Annotated in this window: 15 protein-coding genes; 4 read left to right on the forward strand and 11 right to left on the reverse strand. The window is 57.2% G+C overall.

Features of this window, described 5'->3' with window-relative positions:
* Positions 1 to 74 precede the first annotated feature (74 nt).
* Positions 75 to 2,060, forward strand: a complete 1,986-nt coding sequence (locus SIC15_RS07385; protein WP_136631871.1) for an SDR family oxidoreductase — start codon at positions 75 to 77, stop codon at positions 2,058 to 2,060.
* A 156-nt stretch (positions 2,061 to 2,216) separates the two neighbouring features.
* A complete protein-coding gene (locus SIC15_RS07390) occupies positions 2,217 to 4,463 on the forward strand; it encodes a methyl-accepting chemotaxis protein (RefSeq protein ID WP_153637305.1) in 2,247 nt (748 codons plus the stop codon).
* Between the two features lie 79 nt (positions 4,464 to 4,542).
* Here the strand turns inward: SIC15_RS07390 and rnt are convergent, their stop codons facing one another.
* Both rnt and pyrC read right to left on the reverse strand, forming a co-directional pair.
* Positions 4,543 to 5,199 (reverse strand): ribonuclease T, encoded by a 657-nt coding sequence (rnt, locus tag SIC15_RS07395; protein ID WP_083231870.1) that lies wholly within the window; start codon positions 5,197 to 5,199, stop codon positions 4,543 to 4,545.
* Positions 5,200 to 5,243: 44 nt separating this feature from the next.
* Positions 5,244 to 6,275, reverse strand: coding sequence for a dihydroorotase (gene pyrC, locus SIC15_RS07400; RefSeq protein ID WP_069184863.1), 1,032 nt, complete (start codon positions 6,273 to 6,275; stop codon positions 5,244 to 5,246).
* Positions 6,276 to 6,460: 185 nt separating this feature from the next.
* Here pyrC and SIC15_RS07405 point away from each other — a divergent pair, with 185 nt between their 5' ends.
* On the forward strand, positions 6,461 to 7,378 hold the full coding sequence (locus SIC15_RS07405; RefSeq protein ID WP_069184862.1) for a flagellar protein MotY: 918 nt from the start codon (positions 6,461 to 6,463) through the stop codon (positions 7,376 to 7,378).
* 6 nt (positions 7,379 to 7,384) lie between these two features.
* Here SIC15_RS07405 and SIC15_RS07410 read toward each other — a convergent pair whose 3' ends face one another.
* Positions 7,385 to 8,311 carry a histone deacetylase family protein gene (locus tag SIC15_RS07410; RefSeq protein ID WP_069184861.1) on the reverse strand — a complete coding sequence of 309 codons (927 nt, stop codon included), beginning with the start codon at positions 8,309 to 8,311 and terminating at the stop codon, positions 7,385 to 7,387.
* Positions 8,312 to 8,519: 208 nt separating this feature from the next.
* Here SIC15_RS07410 and SIC15_RS07415 point away from each other — a divergent pair, with 208 nt between their 5' ends.
* Entirely contained in the window at positions 8,520 to 11,264 is a 2,745-nt protein-coding gene (locus tag SIC15_RS07415; protein ID WP_412537358.1) for a GNAT family N-acetyltransferase, read from the forward strand.
* 58 nt (positions 11,265 to 11,322) lie between these two features.
* Here SIC15_RS07415 and rdgC read toward each other — a convergent pair whose 3' ends face one another.
* From rdgC to SIC15_RS07455, 8 genes are read right to left on the reverse strand one after another with little or no spacing between them, the layout of a single operon-like run.
* On the reverse strand, positions 11,323 to 12,249 hold the full coding sequence (gene rdgC, locus SIC15_RS07420; RefSeq protein WP_069184859.1) for a recombination-associated protein RdgC: 927 nt from the start codon (positions 12,247 to 12,249) through the stop codon (positions 11,323 to 11,325).
* Positions 12,250 to 12,268: 19 nt separating this feature from the next.
* The gene (locus SIC15_RS07425) at positions 12,269 to 12,469 is read right to left on the reverse strand and encodes a DUF2788 domain-containing protein (RefSeq protein WP_069184858.1); all 201 of its coding nucleotides are present in this window, start codon (positions 12,467 to 12,469) and stop codon (positions 12,269 to 12,271) included.
* A gap of 24 nt (positions 12,470 to 12,493) precedes the next feature.
* Entirely contained in the window at positions 12,494 to 13,264 is a 771-nt protein-coding gene (gene yaaA, locus SIC15_RS07430) for a peroxide stress protein YaaA (RefSeq protein WP_069184857.1), read from the reverse strand.
* A gap of 12 nt (positions 13,265 to 13,276) precedes the next feature.
* Positions 13,277 to 13,510, reverse strand: a complete 234-nt coding sequence (locus tag SIC15_RS07435; protein WP_064227467.1) for a glutaredoxin family protein — start codon at positions 13,508 to 13,510, stop codon at positions 13,277 to 13,279.
* On the reverse strand, positions 13,510 to 14,259 hold the full coding sequence (locus SIC15_RS07440) for a YciK family oxidoreductase (RefSeq protein ID WP_069184855.1): 750 nt from the start codon (positions 14,257 to 14,259) through the stop codon (positions 13,510 to 13,512). The genes SIC15_RS07435 and SIC15_RS07440 overlap by 1 nt, the downstream gene beginning before the upstream one ends.
* 57 nt (positions 14,260 to 14,316) lie before the next feature.
* The gene (gph, locus tag SIC15_RS07445; RefSeq protein ID WP_412537359.1) at positions 14,317 to 14,988 is read right to left on the reverse strand and encodes a phosphoglycolate phosphatase; all 672 of its coding nucleotides are present in this window, start codon (positions 14,986 to 14,988) and stop codon (positions 14,317 to 14,319) included.
* On the reverse strand, positions 14,978 to 15,694 hold the full coding sequence (ubiG, locus tag SIC15_RS07450; RefSeq protein WP_291907965.1) for a bifunctional 2-polyprenyl-6-hydroxyphenol methylase/3-demethylubiquinol 3-O-methyltransferase UbiG: 717 nt from the start codon (positions 15,692 to 15,694) through the stop codon (positions 14,978 to 14,980). Before ubiG ends, gph begins: the two co-directional genes overlap by 11 nt.
* Positions 15,695 to 15,729: 35 nt before the next feature.
* A complete protein-coding gene (locus SIC15_RS07455) occupies positions 15,730 to 17,067 on the reverse strand; it encodes a TRZ/ATZ family hydrolase (RefSeq protein ID WP_069184852.1) in 1,338 nt (445 codons plus the stop codon).
* Between the last annotated feature and the right edge of the window lie 17 nt (positions 17,068 to 17,084).

Below are 17,084 nucleotides of genomic sequence, written 5' to 3' on the forward strand. Positions count from 1 at the left end.
AACTCTAAGACTTTAGTTGTATGAGTGCCGGCATGGATAGACAACAACAGAGCAACAGGCAGGGTGGAAGATCGATGAATTATTTCCTGACGGGTGGCACCGGATTTATTGGCCGTTTCCTCGTGGAGAAGCTTCTGGCACGTGGGGGTACTGTCCACGTTCTGGTGCGTGAACAATCCCAGGACAAGTTGGACAAATTGCGCGAGCGGTGGGGTGCGGATGAAACCCAGGTGAAGGCTGTCATAGGCGACCTGACCAGCAAAAATCTGGGTATTGACGCCAAGACACTGAAAGCCCTGAAAGGGAAAATCGACCACTTCTTTCACCTCGCCGCCGTGTACGACATGGGGGCCGACGAAGAAGCTCAGCAGGCGACCAACATCGAGGGCACTCGGGCTGCGGTGAGTGCTGCCGAGGCAATGGGCGCCAAACACTTCCATCACGTGTCTTCCATCGCGGCTGCCGGGCTGTTCAAGGGGGTTTTCCGCGAAGACATGTTCGAGGAAGCCGAGAAGCTGGACCATCCTTACCTGCGCACCAAGCACGAATCTGAAAAGGTGGTTCGGGAGGAATGTAAGGTTCCCTTCCGCATTTACCGCCCGGGCATGGTAATTGGTCATTCTTCCACCGGCGAAATGGACAAGGTGGATGGCCCCTACTACTTCTTCAAGATGATTCAGAAAATTCGCCATGCGCTACCCCAGTGGGTGCCGACCATTGGTGTCGAAGGCGGGCGTCTGAACATTGTGCCGGTGGATTTCGTAGTTAACGCCATGGACCACATTGCCCACCTTGAGGGTGAAGACGGCAAGTGCTTCCACCTGGTGGACAGTGATCCGTACAAGGTTGGCGAAATCCTCAATATCTTTAGTGAGGCGGGGCACGCACCCAAGATGGGGATGCGGATTGATTCCAGAATGTTCGGCTTTATTCCGCCGTTCATTCGCCAGAGTCTGAAGAATCTTCCGCCCGTGAAGCGGCTGACCTCGGCAATCCTCGACGACATGGGCATTCCGCCCTCCGTGATGTCATTCATCAATTACCCGACCCGGTTCGACGCCCGTGAAACCGAGCGTGTTTTGAAAGGCACCGGTATTGAAGTGCCCCGGCTGCCGGACTACGCGCCGGTGATCTGGGACTACTGGGAGCGCAATCTGGACCCGGACCTGTTCAAGGACCGCACGCTCAAGGGCACGGTTGAAGGTCGCGTGTGCGTAGTGACAGGTGCAACGTCCGGTATCGGTCTGGCCACGGCGCAAAAACTGGCAGACGCTGGCGCCATCCTGGTGATCGGCGCCCGGAAACTGGAGCGTCTGAAGGAAGTGACCGCGGAGCTGGAGTCTCGCGGAGCGAGCGTGCACGCCTATCCGTGCGATTTCTCCGACATGGACGCGTGCGATGAGTTTGTGAAGACCGTTCTGGATAACCACGGCCACGTGGATGTGCTGGTCAACAATGCCGGGCGTTCCATTCGCCGGTCACTGGACCTGTCGTTCGATCGATTCCACGATTTCGAGCGCACCATGCAGCTGAACTACTTCGGTTCCGTGCGCCTGATCATGGGCTTTGCGCCGAAGATGCTGGAGAACCGCCGAGGGCACGTAGTGAACATCTCGTCTATCGGGGTGTTGACCAACGCGCCCCGATTCTCGGCCTACGTGGCGTCCAAGTCTGCCCTGGATGCATTCAGCCGTTGCGCTGCTGCGGAGTGGTCAGATCGCAACGTGACCTTCACCACCATCAACATGCCGTTGGTGAAGACCCCGATGATTGCGCCGACCAAGATCTACGATTCGGTGCCTACCCTGACGCCGGACGAGGCCGCAGGCATGGTCGCTGACGCGATTGTTTATCGACCGAAACGCATCGCGACTCGTCTCGGGATTTTTGCCCAGGTGCTGCATGCCCTGGCACCCAAGATGGGCGAGATTGTCATGAACACCGGTTACCGGATGTTCCCGGATTCACCTGCCGCCGCCGGCAGTCGATCCGGCGAGAAGCCGAAGGTGTCCACAGAGCAGGTGGCTTTCGCCGCCATCATGCGGGGCATCTACTGGTAACGTGGTAGCGCCTGAATCGAGTGGGAGGGGAGTTACTTCCCCTCCCATTTCAATTGGTTAAATAAGATTCGCCTCTTTTTTGAGTTGTTCTGGGCTAAAGAAAACCTGCCGATAGCCGATGGTTAACATAAGAACAATATAAAAGAAGGGCTATTGATGACTCTCAAGAAACGTCTTTTGCTGACCTTGCTGCTGGTTGGCCTGCTTCCCGTCATTGCCATCTCGTTTTTTAACGCCGAAATTGCCCGACAGAGCCTGACGGAACAGGCGTTGCAACAACTCTCTATTGCGGCTACCAACAAGCAGCATAGTGTTGAAGATTATCTCAGCACTATTGCCCGGCAGCTGAAAGCCATGGCCAATAATCGCGGGACCCGAACGGCGGCCCAGGGGTTTGGTTTGGCATTTCAGAATTACGAAAAACTGGTACAAGAGGAGCAGTCGACCTTACGAGAAAACGTCGAGGCTTATTATCAGCAGAATTTCTTGCCACCCTTACAGCAAAATGGTGGTGCTAAGGGACGTTCAGCCTCGGATTTCGTTGCATCCCTCAGCAAAAACAGCCTGGCTCTGCAGATGGGTTACATCGTGGACAACCCGAATCCTGTGGGGCAGAAAGACGAATTGGTATCGGCCGACGTCCATATCGCGCAGTTTTATAACACCCTTCACAAACAGTGGCACACCTCGTTCAAGGAGTTTCAGGAGGCGTTCGGCTACTACGATATTTATCTCATTGATGCCGATACAGGCCATGTTATCTATTCCGTAGCCAAAGAGGTTGATTTTGCTACCTCCCTGAAAGACGGTCCCTACGCGGATTCCGGCCTTGCGGCAGCTTATCGTCAGGCGCTGTCTGACGGACAGGATACTGCTCCGACTTTTGTTGATTTTACTCGGTATGTACCGTCCTACGGTGCGCCCGCCGGATTTGTGGCAACCCCCATATATTCCGAAAAGGATGAGCGGCTGGCCGTGCTGGCCTTCCAGTTCCCCATCGACAGCCTGAACAACATCATGATGGAGCGAGATGGCATGGGCGAAACCGGGGATGCCTATCTGGTGGGCCCGGATAACCTGATGCGGTCAGACTCATACCTGGATCCGGAAAACCGCAGCGTTGTCGCTTCCTTTGCCGACCCGGAGAATGGGCGCATAAGTTCGACATCGGTGGATGAAGCTCTGGCTGGGAATTCCGGTGAAGGCGTGGTTACGTCCTACCGGGGCGAACCAGTGTTTTCCGCCCACAGGCCAGTTGCTGTAGGCGGGTTGAACTGGGCGCTGGTGGCGGAGATCAGCGAAGACGAGGCCTTGGCGCCCGTGCGTGAAATGTGGACGCTGGCCGCGATAGCCATTGCTATTGTGATCCTGGCTGTAGTGGCCGTGGCGGTCTGGACCGCAGTGCGGATCATGAAACCCCTCGGCAGAGACCCGGCCGAATTGCAGGCACTGGCGGAGCAGGTGGCTGCGGGTAATCTGGTCATCGATTCGTCCGAAAGTGACAGGGCAACGGGTGTTTACGGCTCCATGCTCAAAATGGTGTCGGACCTGAAAGAAGTGATCTTCAGGGTCGAGGAGGCTTCCCAGCGCCAGGCCAGTGCATCTGAACAATTGTCGGGTACTTCCTCACATACTCTGGAGAGTGTGAATCAGCAGGCAGAGCAGACTGAGCAGGTGGCGTCGGCCATTGAGGAAATGTCCTCCGCCATCAACGAAGTGTCCCAGAACACCGCGGAATCGGCAGCCAGCGCCAAGCGCACTCATGAGGCGGTCAGCCGCAGCGCAGCCGAGGTGGAATCCTCCGCTGAGGACACCCGTGCTATGGCCAGGGAACTGGAGGAAGCTGAGGCCGGCATAGAGGACTTGCGAAAGAATATGGAATCCATCACCAGGGTTCTGGATTCGATAAAGTCCATCGCCGACCAGACCAATTTGTTGGCTCTGAATGCCGCTATTGAAGCGGCCCGGGCCGGTGAACAGGGCCGGGGCTTCGCGGTGGTTGCGGATGAGGTGCGCAGCCTGGCCCAGAATAGCCAGAAGGCGACCGAGGAGATCAGTAGTTCCATCGAAACTCTGGTGAATTCGTCGGAGCGTGCTTCACAGGTGGTTACCCGCTGCAGCGTCCAGGCCAGCGGTATTTCCGAGCGGGCAGGAGCCGTTGTATTACAGCTTCGCGAGGCAGTGGAGGAGGTCACCCGGATGTCCGGTATGGCGGAGCAGATTGCGACTGCATCCGAAGAGCAATCAGCCACAGCCGAAGAAGTAACGCTCAACGTATCTACAATTGCAGAAAAGTCCGTTGAGACCAAACAGGCCATGGCCCAGATATCAGAAGCCAGTGGTGACCTGGCCGAGTTGTCTCATCAACTGAAAGATTCGCTGTCCCGGTTTAAAGTCAGCTGAGTACCAGAAGGCGTTAAAATCTTAGGCCATGCTCGGCACACAAATAAAAACCCGCTACGGCGGGTTTTTTTAATGGCGTTTACTCGGTCTCTTCGGGGATCACAGGAGGTGGAAAGCCGCCCAGCTCTTTCCATCGATTCACAATGCCGCAGAACAGGTCCGCAGTCTTTTCCGCATCATAGGCTGCGGAGTGGGCTTCCTTATTGCTGAACGGAATGCCCGCGATCTTACAAGCCTGGGCCAGAACCGTATGGCCGTACGCCAGGCCGGCCAGAGTGGCGGTATCGAACGTGGAAAAGGGATGAAATGGATTGCGCCGGATATCTGCTCGCAGTGCGGCCGCAAAGATGAAATTGTGGTCAAAAGTGGCGTTATGTCCCACCAGAACGGCCCGCTTGCAGTCGTGGTTTTTCACCGCCTTGCGAATCGGGCTGAAGATTTCACTGAGACCTTCCCGCTCGGGAACCGCTTCACGCTCTGGATTCCACGGATCTATGCCGGTGAAATCCAGGGCGGATTGCTCCAGATTGGCGCCTTCAAAGGGATCAATCTGTTGTACGTGGGTCTCCGCTCGCCGCACCCAGCCGTCGTCGTCCATGGTCAGTATTACCGCCGCCACCTCCAGCAGGGCATCCCGCTCGGGATTGAATCCTGCGGTTTCCACGTCGACGACAACGGGTAGAAATCCGCGGAAGCGGCGGGACATGGGATGCGGTGGTTTGTTTTCGTCAGTCACTCAAGCTCCGGTCTTGGCCGTGGGTGAGAAGGAATAGATCAGGTTTACGCCAGTCGCCAGTGAACGGTTTCACCGGCCTTGAGAGGCACGATGGTTCCGTCAGCCAATGGCAGCTCCGCCGGCATGGTCCAGGGTTCGCGAACCAGGGTAATGGTATCGGTGTTGCGCGGCAGGCCGTAGAAGTCAGGGCCGTTGAAGCTGGCGAATGCCTCAAGCTTGTCCAGAATGCCAAGCTCTTCAAAAATATCCGCATACAGGCCGATGGCGCCATAGGCTGAGTAACAGCCAGCACAGCCGCAGGCAGCCTCCTTGCGATCCTTGGCATGGGGAGCAGAATCCGTGCCCAGGAAAAAGCGTTTGTCGCCGCTGGCTACCGCGTCCCGCAACGCCTTCTGATGGCGGTTGCGCTTCAGAATTGGCAGGCAATAAAGGTGCGGGCGAATGCCGCCGACCAGCATATGGTTGCGGTTATACATCAAATGCTGGGGCGTCAGCGTCGCGGCAAGGTTGTCGCCGGTATGCTGCTGGACAAACTCGGCGGAATCGGCCGTCGTAATATGTTCCAGCACAACCTTGAGATTCGGGAAAGCCTCCAGGGTGGGGGCCAGGACCCGCTCCAGAAACACCTTTTCACGGTCAAAGATATCGATATCGGCGTCGGTTACTTCGCCGTGAACCAGAAGAAGCATGCCGCAGTCTGCCATTGCTTCCAGCACGGGATAGATGTTCCGTATATCCTTCACTCCGGAGTCGGAGTTCGTTGTCGCGCCCGCCGGGTAAAGCTTGGCGGCCACAACACCGGCGGCTTTGGCCTCGCGGATGGTTTCCGGTGTCATGCTCTCGGTCAGGTACAGGGTCATCAACGGCTCGAAGGCGGTGCCTTTGGCAGCCGCGAGAATCCGCTCCCGATAGGCTGCGGCATCAGCGGCGGTTGTGACCGGTGGCACCAGGTTAGGCATGATGATGGCGCGGCCGAAGCAGGCCGCTGTGGCCGGTACCACGTCGCTAAGAATGTCACCATCCCGAACGTGAAGGTGCCAGTCGTCGGGCCGGGTAAGAGTAAGCTTTTCTGTCATGGCAGTTGTCCGCAATACCTTATGCGAGGCGTGCTGTGGGGCCCTGGAGGATAGAGCCCCGAAAAATTTGGCGAATTATACCAGAAGGCGCGGGTGATTGTTTTCCGGCCGGAGCTAAAGAAAGGCAGACGCGGGCCGTTAAGCAATCAGAATCTGTTAACTACCGGACACTGATGGCACATACTATGGGATTCCGCCTCGGAAAACGTCTCAATACACTGCTGGCTTGCAGTCTTCCTGTGCTGCTTTTGCCGGCTGCCGGGCAGGCTGCCAGCTATGGTGCCGGTATCGAGAATAGCCAGTGGTATCTTGCCGAATCGGTATTCGAGTGTCGCCTGGTGCACGAGGTTCCCGGTTACGGTCGGGCCGTGTTCAATCATCGCGCGGGTGAAAGTCTGAGCTTTTTCCTGGAGTCTGATTCGACACCAATGCGACCGGGGCGTGGCAGTCTCGTGGTGGAGGCACCGGCCTGGCGTCCGGGTGTGGCGCCGAAGCCCCTGGGCACGGTCAATGTGTCGGATGATCGCCGCCAGGTCTCCCTGGACACACGCCAGGCCTTTGTTGTTGCCCACGGCCTGCTGGAGGGTATGCGCCCCACGGTTACCCGGGAATCCTGGTTTGATGGTCGTCCGGTGCGGGTGCAGGTGTCCAATATCAATTTTGCTGGTGAATACCAGCGCTATCAGCGCTGCACGTCGAATCTCTTGCCGGTGAACTTTGATCAGATTCAGCGTTCAAGGGTGCCCTTTGCCAGTGGCAGCACTCAACTGTCTGACGCCGACAGGCAGTTGCTGGACAACATCGTGCGCTACGTGAATGCCGACACCACGGTTGAGAGAATTTTCGTGGATGGCCACAGTGACAGCATTGGCAGTCGTATCGACAACCGCGCGCTTTCCGAAGATCGTGCCAATGTGGTGGCCGACTACCTCAAGGCGAGCGGTATTGATGAAAACATGATTACCGTTCGGGCACACGGTGACCAATACCCGGTATCCAACCGGCCGGCGGATAACCGCCGCACCAATATCCGCTTGCAGAGGGCAGGTGATCGCCCAGAGCTTCAGCAGGCCAACGGGTATGGCGGTGAGCCCCGGGGATAATCGCTTTCAGTAAACCGAGTTCAATACTTCCAGATGGGCGTTTACGCTTTCTGCCAGGGCCCTCAGGTGGTATCCGCCCTCCAGCGTTGAAATGATGCGGTCGTTGCTGTGCTCACGTGCAACAGACACGATCATTTCCGTCAACCAGCGGTAGTCGTCGGTATCCAGATTCAGTTCCGCCATCGGGTCAAGTCTATGGGCATCAAAACCCGCGGAAATCAGAATGAGTTGCGGTTTGAAGTCGTTCAGCCGCTTCAGCCAACCTGCCTCCACCTGTTTCCGGTACTCTTCAGACGAACAGTTCGCTGCAATCGGAATGTTGACGATGTTGTCGGCCTGGCGGTGCACATGGGAGTGCGGGTAGAACGGGTGCTGGAAGCTGGAGCACATCAGGATTCGCTCGTCACCACCGACAATGTCCACGGTTCCGTTGCCCTGGTGCACATCGAAATCAATGATCGCGACCCGTTCAAGGTGATGGAAGGTGAGAGCGCGCATGGCGGCCAGGGCGACGTTATTGTAGAAGCAAAAGCCCATGGATTTCGCTCGCTCGGCATGATGGCCGGGCGGGCGCGCGCAAACAAAGGCGTTGGTTACCTGGCTACTCATAACCATATCCACGGCCTGGATGTTGGCGCCAGCGGCAAGGCGGGCTGCCCGCAAAGTGTCCGGCATCATGGCCGTATCCGGATCGGTAAACACGCGGCCCCTTGTGGGTTGCATCAGATCGAGTTGATGCAGGTACTTTTCGGGATGCACCGTCAATAACTGGTCCCGGGTGATCTCCTCCGGCCTCACCCAGTCGAGCTTCTGATCAAGACCGGTATCAGCCAGGTAGCTGATGATCGCCGCCAGACGCTCAGGGCTTTCCGGATGTTCCGGCCCCATGTTGTGTTTCATGAAGTCATCGTGGGAAAAGAATGCCGTGGTCATACGTCTCGAACTGCCTTCGATGTGCTTATATTTTCTTCAAGCTTATCAGGGAAAACCGCCTGATGCCGTGTTTCTTTGGTCTTATAGGGACGATAGCCATTTCACATCGGGGAATCAGGGCCTAAGATAAGGGTTACACTCATAAGTAACCTGTTTTATTACATTTATTCGCCAACGGCCTGCCGGCCACTCACATAGGAGAGTCAGCTTGAGCACCCGGTATCTGGAGAGCCTTTTCAATCCCGCGTCCATTGCGGTGATCGGTGCGTCGGAGCGGGCAGACAATCTTGGCGGCATGGTATTGCGGAACCTGATGGGGGGCGGTTATCCGGGGCGCCTGCTGGTGGTCAACCAGAACGATTACGACAACGTGCACGGTGTACCCTGCGTCAAGAAAGTCTCCAAAATGGACTTTTCCCCGGATCTGGCCATCATCTGCACGCCGCCGGATACTGTGGCCAAGACCATCAAGCGGCTCGGGGAAGCCGGGGTGCGCACCGCCATTGTCATGACCGGTGGCATGTCCCGTACTCACAGTAAAACCGGTCAGCCTTTGATGTATTCCGTGCGCGAGGCCGCCAGGGAAACCGGGATCCGGGTGCTCGGCCCCAACACGATTGGTTTGATGGTTCCGGCACGTAGCCTGAACGCCACCTATGCCCACATGGGCGCGATCCCGGGACGGGTTGCTTTCGTAGGCCAATCCGGCACCATTGCCAGTTCGGTTATAGACTGGGCCTTTGCCCGGGGGGTGGGGTTTTCCTACTTCCTGACCCTCGGCGATGGCATGGATATCGATCACGACGATCTGATCGACTATCTGGCGCAGGACACCCAGACCCGCGCGATTCTTCTGCACATCGAGAACATCCCGAATGCCCGGCGGTTTATGTCGGCGGTGCGGGTAGCTTCCCGCACCAAGCCAGTGATCGCAGTAAAATCCGGGCGGGTACCGGAATCGGAGTGGTTTCCCCACGATCTGCCGGCCGGTTTGAAACGCAGCGATCCGATATACGATGCCATGCTCCAGCGGGCCGGTGTGCTTCGGGTGGACGGTCTTGGCCAGATGTTCGATGCGCTCGAGACGTTAACACGGATGCGGCCATTGCGCCGGGAAAGCCTGGCGATCATGGCCAACGGGGTTGGCCCGGGGGTGTTGGCCGTGGACCGCCTGGCGGACCTGGGCGGTGAGCTGGCGGAATTGTCGGATGCCAGTATCGAGGCCCTGGCCGAGCTGCTGCCACCTTACTGGACCCGAAAGAACCCGATCGATCTCAACTACGATGCTTCCCCGGAGTTGTATGGGCAGGCGATCAAGATTCTTGCCAAGGATCCGGAAGTGGCAAACGTTCTGGTGATGTATGCGCCAAGTCTGACAGAGGACAGCCTCCAGATTGCTGACGCGGTGGTGCAGGCTTCCAAGGGCACCCGTCTGAACGTGTTCACCTGCTGGCTGGGCCAGAGTACGGTCATGGATGCGCGGGAGGAGTTTTACCGGGCCGGGCTGCCGTCATTCTTCAATCCCGAAAAAGCCGTCATGGCGTTCATGCAGCATGTGCGTCATCAGCGTGTTCAGCGGCTGCTCACGGAAACACCCGAGTCCTTTACCGATCACTTTGCAGACCGAACCCACACCCGTCACGTGGTCAGCCGGGCATTGCGCTCTGGCCGGTATCATCTGTCGAACCGGGAAGCCCGGGATCTGGTGAGTGATTACGGCATCAGCACCATCGACACCATGTACTGCGACGATATGGAGGAGGTCCTTGAGGTTTTCGCAGTTGAGCGGCGTCCCATCGATATCACCATCATCCATGAGCAGGCCTGCCATCCTTTCCTCGACCTGAGTCCTACCCAGCGCCGATACAAGGGCACGGTACAGAAGCTCAACAGCGAAGCGGCCATCATGGACTCCTGCCGCTACCTGATGGACGAATACCAGAGCCACTTTCCTGGCAGTGGCTTTCTCGGCTTCGCTGTTCAGCGTTCCTATCAGCACGTGGGCGGGATTGAGTTCAGTGTTGGTATTACCCGGGATCCGTTATTTGGCCCACTGGTAGTATGTGGTGCAGCGGGCGCCCAGATCAACGTGATGACCGACCGGCAGATTGCACTGCCGCCATTGAACATGGTGCTGGCCCGGGAGCTTCTGCGCCGGACTTATATGTACAAGCTGTTGAAAGAGCACAGCCTGAAGCCGGAAGAGGATATCCGGGCGGTGTCCGAGACGCTGGTCACCCTCTCCCAGATCGTCATCGACATTCCCGAAATACAGGGGCTGGAGATTTCGCCGCTGCTGTTCAACGAGCAGGGGGCTGTGGCTGTGAATATCGCCATCAATCTGGCCGACAAGCCAGGCCGGCCGATTATCCAGCCATACCCGCGCGAACTCGAGGAGTGGATTGTACTGCCGAAGTCCGGGCGGCGGGTCATCATCCGGCCGGTACTGGCCGAAGATGAGCCCGCGCACCGGGCGTTTCATGAGCTACAGTCGCCAGAATCCATCCGCTACCGGTTCTTCCAGTACCGGAAGCATTTCTCCCGGGAGGACGTTGCCCAGATGGTGCAAATCGACTACGACCGGGAAATGGTTTTTATTGCCAACGCGCCGAGGGAAGACGGAGAAGGTGAGGAAACGCTGGGCACCGTGCGCACCTGGACTGATGCTGACAACCTGCAATGCGAGTTCGCGGTCATGGTGCACGATAAAATGAAAGGGGAGGGCCTGGGCGTTGCCCTGATGCAGAAGATGATCGATTACTGCCGTTCCCGGGGCACCATGGAAATGGTTGGCAACGTGTTGCCGGACAACCGCCCCATGTTGCAGCTGGCGGAACACCTGGGTTTCGAGATCAAGTTCAATATCGAAGAAGAGGTGATGGATCTGCGGCTGGTTCTGAACGAGCCGGAAAAGGACTGGCAGAGAGAGCGCCTGGGCAAGAGCGCCCATTGAGCGGTAAGGGGAAAGACGGGGTCAGATTGATTATGCACCTGACCCCGGGGTATCGGCTTTATTCTTCGACAATCGCTGAACGGTCTTCACCACCCAAGGCTTCGAGAAGCCCCGGGATCAAGCGGGACAGCTCCAGGGTCATCAGCGTGAAGGCTGCATCAAACTTGGCAACGGCATCATCCACATCGACGTCGTCCAGTTGATCCTGGAGTGTTTCGCCGAATTTCAGGCGACGGATGCCCAGCTCTTCATCCAGCACGAAGGAGACGTTGTCGTCCCAGGTCAGTGACAGCTTGGTCACCTGCATGCCCGCATCCAGATGGTTGCGGATTTCATCGGCTTTCAGGTCCAGGCCTTTGCAGCGCACCACACCACCATCTTCAGACGGATCTTTCAGCTCGCATTCACTGCCCAGAACCACCTTGCCAGGCAGATCGACGGATTCGTTCAGCCAGCCGGTGAAGGTAAAGGCAGGCGCCTGCTCCACGGCGGGCGGACGAACCGGCAGCGAGCCAAGGCTCTTGCGCAAGGTGGAGGCCAGATCTTCCGCCTGTTTGGCGGAGCCGGCATCCACTACCAGGACACCGTCCTGAGGCGCGAGATAGGCGAAGCAGCGGCGATTTTTGGAGAAGGCCTGGGGCAGCATCTCCAGCATCACCTGTTCCTTGATTTCATCCTTTTCTTTGCGCCGGACCTTGCGGCCCTGCTCGAATTCGATAGCTTCGGCCTTTTCTTCAACCGCCTCTTTCACCACCGGGCCCGGAAGAATCTTCTCTTCCTTGCGCAGGGCTATCAGGTGATAGCCGTTAGCACTGTGAACCAGCTGTTCGCCATGCTTGCCCAGGGGTGGAACCCAGCCCTGGCGGCTGGTTTCCTGGGGGCCGCAGGGTTTGAAGGCGTCGGCCTGCAGTTTTTCTTCCAGCTCTTCGGCGGAGATATCAAACGGTTTGGTAAAACGGAATACGCGGGCGTTGCGAAACCACATCAGGGCTGGTCCTTGTCTTTCATATTTGCATGATCTCTACGAGCACGGTTTTGATAATAAAGCCCACAACGCCTGCGCCCAGAACCGTAAACAGGGCGATGGTGCCGAATCTTCCGGCCTGGGATTTTTTGGCCAGATCCCAGACGATGATACCCATCCAGACAATCAGGCCGGTCAGAAACACCAGCATGGCGATCTGGGAAAACACTGCTTCGTTCATTGCTTACTCCGATGTCAACATGGATTACTGTTCATCCCGCAGGAAAACCCAGTTGTTCTTATCGGATTGGTCTTCGCTGAAGTAATAGCCTTCGAGGTTAAAACCTTTGAGGTCGTCGGCCTGGGTAATGCGGTTCTGGATGGCAAATCGGCACATCAGGCCGCGGGCTTTCTTGGCGTAGAAGCTGATCATCTTGTACTGACCATTCTTCCAGTCCTTGAATTGGGGGGTAATCAGCCTACCTTCAAGGTCTTTCTTCTTTACACTTTTGAAATACTCATTGGAGGCCAGGTTTACTAGCACGCCGTCGTCGTCTGCCAGCAGCCGGTTGATCTCGTCAGTAATCTTGCTCCCCCAGAAGGCATACAGGTCCTTGCCACGGTTATTCTCGAACCGGGTACCCATCTCCAGGCGATAGGGTTGCATCAGGTCCAGCGGTTTCAGGACCCCATACAGGCCGGAGAGCATGCGCAGATGCTGTTGGGCAAACTCGAAGTCCTCCTCGCTGAAGCTCTCTGCGTCCAGGCCGGTATAAACATCACCCTTGAAGGCTAGTACCGCCTGGCGGGCATTCTCGGGGGTGAACGGCGTATGCCAGTTCTGGAAGCGCTCCGCGTTCAGCTGGCCCAGCTTGTCGCTGATGCTCATCAGGTTGCTTATCTGATGCGGCTCCAGTTCCTTTAGCTGGTCAACCAGCTCACAGGCGTCGTCGAGAAATTCCGGCTGGGTATAGGTGTCAGTTGCCAGCGGGCTTTCGTAGTCCAGCGTTTTTGCAGGGGAAATAACCATCAACATGTCAGGCAATCCTCATTGCAGGAATGTGAGCAATTCATCCCTGGTAAACGGCCAGTCCAGTTCCGCACCGGTGTCGTTGCGTCGCAGCACTGGAATCCGGGTGCCATAACGCTCCACCAGCTCTTCGGACTGGGCAATGTCCACCACGTCTACCGGTATGGGTTCCGGCATGGGCGTATTGACAAGCAGGGCTTCAGCCAGCTCGCACAAATGGCACTGGGATGTCGTGTAGAAAAGCAGTTCCATTATTTAGGCTGTGCGTCCAGTTTCTGGCCGTTGACGCCCTGGCTGTCCTTGCCCATGAGATACAGGTAAATCGGCATGAGATCTTCCGGTGCCGGATTTTGCTGTGGGTTCTCCGCCGGGTAGGCGTGGGCTCTCATATTGGTACGGGTCGCGCCCGGGTTCAGACTGTTCACCCGGACATTGTGGCGCTCGTCATCCAGTTCTTCGGACAGAAGTTGACTGAGCCCTTCAACCGCAAACTTGGAGACTGCGTAAGCGCCCCAGTAGGCTTTGGCTTTGCGGCCGACACCGGAAGACGTGAAAATCACCGAAGCATCGTCGGATTTGCGCAGCAGGGGGATCATGGCCCGGCTGAGCAGAAACGGGGCTGTTGCATTGACGTGCATGACCTTGTTCCAGGTTTCCGGGTCATACAGTTCAACCGGGCTGCGATCGCCCAGGATGGCCGCGTTGTGCAGTAAACCGTCCAGTTGGCCGAAGTTGTCTTCCAGCGTCATGGCCAGTTCTTCATAGTCCTTCACTGCAGCGCCCTCAAAGTTCATGGGCACGATGGCGGGCTTGGGGTGCCCGGCGGCCTCGATTTCGTCGTAGACCGTTTCCAGCTTTCCTACAGTTCGGCCAACAAGTACGACGGTCGCACCATGGGCGGCAAAGGCCTTTGCCGCAGCCCGGCCAATGCCGCTGCCGGCACCCGTCACCATAACGATACGGTCTTTCAGAAGATCGGCGGGTGCTTGGTAATCATGCATAACCTGTCTCCGTGTCAGGCTGTTACCGGTTAAACACCGGATCCTAAAATTGATCGACTATTGTAACAGCTTTGCCAGGTCAGTGACGGTGTCGGCAATAAGATCCGCTTGCCACAGATTAATGGTTTCCGGCTCTTCGATATAACCGTAGCGGACCGCGATAGTCTTCATTCCGGCATTGCGACCTGCTTCGATGTCCCGTTCGTGATCGCCTACATAAATCCCTGAACCAGGCTCGGTTCCCATTTGCTGGCAGGCGAGAAACAGGGCCTCCGGATGAGGTTTGCGCTGGGCAACATGATCGGGGCACACCAGGACTGCGCATCGGTTCGCAAGATTTAAGGCTTCGATTAGCGGAACCGCAAAACGGGCAGGCTTGTTGGTGACAATGCCCCAGGGGATCCCCTGTTCCTCAAGAGCCTGGAGTAATTCATCCATGCCTTCGAACAGGCGGGTTTCTACAGCCACTCCGGCCTCGTAGAGGTCGAGGAAGGCTGTGTGTTTTTCCAGGTACTCCGGGTGCTCCGGTTCCAGGCCGAAGCCGACCCGGATCATGGCCCGAGCGCCGTTTGAGACGGAGCGTCGAATATGCTCCGGGGGCAGGGCGGGCATGCCGTATTGTTCCCGCAACTGATTGAGGCAGCGTATGAAATCCGGTGCCGTGTCAATCAGAGTACCATCCAGGTCGAACAGGACTGCCGAGGCTTGATGCGTGTTTTCAGGCTTCACGGATATCCCTGGCGTGCATCAGGTAGTTAACGTCCACGTCCCTACCGAGTTTGTAGATCTTGGTAATCGGGTTATAGGTCATACCCGTCAGTTCCCGGACATCCAGGCCTGCGTTGCGCAGATGATCGGACATTTCAGAGGGCCGGATAAACTTCTTCCATTCGTGAGTGCCCTTTGGCAGCAAACGAAGCACGTATTCGGCGCCGACAATGGCAAACAGGAACGACTTGGGGTTCCGGTTGATGGTCGAGACAAACAGATGGCCGCCGGGTTTGAGCATGGCCGCACACGCCTTGATGACCGATGCCGGATCCGGGACATGCTCCAGCATTTCCAGACAGGTCACGACATCGTACTGGCCAGCATGTTCGCTGTCCTGCGCCAGTTCTTCGACGGTGATTTGCTGGTAATCCACGTTCACACCGCTCTCCATGCCATGGAGTCGAGCGACCGCAAGGGGCGCCTCGCCCATATCGATACCGGTAACATGGGCGCCGCGCTGGGCCATGCCCTCAGACAAAAGGCCGCCACCGCAGCCGACATCCAGGGCGCGCTTGCCAGCCAGGGATACGCGCTCATCAATGTAATTCAGGCGTAGCGGATTGATGTCGTGTAGCGGTTTGAATTCGCTCGTGGGGTCCCACCAGCGACTGGCCAGGGCCTCGAACTTGGCGATTTCGTTCCGGTCTACATTCTGGTTTGTCATGGTTGGTTCTGCCTGATGGATCAATAAGAAATCGGTTAGTTTGCCTTTGTACGGATACGCCCGGCCCAATCTTCAACCCGGAGCATGAGATCGGCGACGTCAATGCGGGTTAGCCGGCCGTCCTGTAATTGTGGTACGCCGTTAATCCAGCTGTGGCTTACTGATCGACCATGGTTGCTGTAGACGAGGTGCGAAGCCGGATCGTAAACCGGCTGCAAAAACGGGTCACTCAGGTCAATGGCAATGATGTCTGCCAGCTTGCCCTCAACCAGTGATCCGAGTTCGTGGTCCCGCCCCAGGGCCCGGGCTCCGTTGATGGTTGCCATTTCCAGAGCCTTGTGGGCAGACAACGCCGAGGCATCACCGGCTACTACTTTGGCCACCATGGCAGCGGTGCGAAGTTCTCCGAACAGATCCAGGTCGTTGTTGCTGGCGGCGCCGTCAGTGCCAATCGCAACATTAATCCCGTTGTCCAGAAGGTCCTGCACCGGGCAAAGGCCGCTGGCCAATTTCAGGTTCGATTCCGGACAGTGAATGACATGGGCTCCCGATTGTTTCAGCAGGTTCACATCGCTTTCATCGATCTGCGTCATGTGCACGCACTGGGTCTCCGGGCGAAGTACGCCGAGGTCTGCCAGTCTGGCCGTCGGGCGCTGGCCACCTTTTTCAATGGCCTCGGTTACTTCAAAGGCAGTTTCGTGCAGATGTACCTGGATGACGGCACCGGTTTTTTCCGATAGCCGTACCGCTTCAGCCATCGGGCCGTCGGAAACCGTGTAGGGGGCATGGGGGCCAATGGCCGGCATGATGTAGCCGTCGGTCTTCCAGGTGTCTATAAAGTCGGCACCTTTGCTCAGATACTCGTCCGGACCGGCACCCCAGGGTGTCGGGAAATCCAGCAGCGGAAAACAGATCTGGGCGCGCATGCCCGCATCATGGGCGACCTGTGCAGCGATCTCCGGAAAGAAATACATGTCCGAGAACGTGGTGGTTCCGGTGCGCAGCATTTCTGCCATGGCCAGTTGCGTGCCATCGGCAATGAACTGTTCGCTGATAAAGCGACCTTCGGCCGGCCAGATGTGATCATTCAACCAGGTCATGAGCGGCAGATCATCCGCCATCCCCCGAAACAGTGTCATGGCTGCGTGGCCGTGCATATTGATCAAGCCGGGCATGACAACATGGTGGGGAAGATCGACGGTTTCACGGGTTCGGAAGGTCTGGTCCGCCTGCTCCTGAGGGATAACGGCGACCAGGCGGCTCCCCTGAATTATGACGGCGTGATTCTCAAGCACTGTGCCCGCTGGCTCAATTGGAATCAGCCAGCGCGCGTTGATGCGGATATCGGCTGCAGTGATGGTATCTGCCGTCATTCATTCCTGCCTTACAG

The sequence above is a fragment of the Marinobacter sp. MIT932201 genome (assembly GCF_047123295.1).
In the GTDB taxonomy this organism is placed as follows: domain Bacteria; phylum Pseudomonadota; class Gammaproteobacteria; order Pseudomonadales; family Oleiphilaceae; genus Marinobacter; species Marinobacter salsuginis.

Excerpts from the sequence above, each read along its gene's own strand:
- SIC15_RS07385 (WP_136631871.1), top strand. The coding sequence starts at position 75 with ATGAATTATTTCCTGACGGGTGGCACCGGATTTATTGGCCGTTTCCTC.
- SIC15_RS07390 (WP_153637305.1), top strand. The coding sequence starts at position 2,217 with ATGACTCTCAAGAAACGTCTTTTGCTGACCTTGCTGCTGGTTGGCCTG.
- pyrC (WP_069184863.1), bottom strand. The coding sequence starts at position 6,275 with ATGACAGAAAAGCTTACTCTTACCCGGCCCGACGACTGGCACCTTCAC.
- SIC15_RS07405 (WP_069184862.1), top strand. The coding sequence starts at position 6,461 with ATGGGATTCCGCCTCGGAAAACGTCTCAATACACTGCTGGCTTGCAGT.
- SIC15_RS07410 (WP_069184861.1), bottom strand. The coding sequence starts at position 8,311 with ATGACCACGGCATTCTTTTCCCACGATGACTTCATGAAACACAACATG.
- rdgC (WP_069184859.1), bottom strand. The coding sequence starts at position 12,249 with ATGTGGTTTCGCAACGCCCGCGTATTCCGTTTTACCAAACCGTTTGAT.
- SIC15_RS07425 (WP_069184858.1), bottom strand. The coding sequence starts at position 12,469 with ATGAACGAAGCAGTGTTTTCCCAGATCGCCATGCTGGTGTTTCTGACC.
- yaaA (WP_069184857.1), bottom strand. The coding sequence starts at position 13,264 with ATGTTGATGGTTATTTCCCCTGCAAAAACGCTGGACTACGAAAGCCCG.
- SIC15_RS07435 (WP_064227467.1), bottom strand. The coding sequence starts at position 13,510 with ATGGAACTGCTTTTCTACACGACATCCCAGTGCCATTTGTGCGAGCTG.
- SIC15_RS07440 (WP_069184855.1), bottom strand. The coding sequence starts at position 14,259 with ATGCATGATTACCAAGCACCCGCCGATCTTCTGAAAGACCGTATCGTT.
- ubiG (WP_291907965.1), bottom strand. The coding sequence starts at position 15,694 with ATGACAAACCAGAATGTAGACCGGAACGAAATCGCCAAGTTCGAGGCC.
- SIC15_RS07455 (WP_069184852.1), bottom strand. The coding sequence starts at position 17,067 with ATGACGGCAGATACCATCACTGCAGCCGATATCCGCATCAACGCGCGC.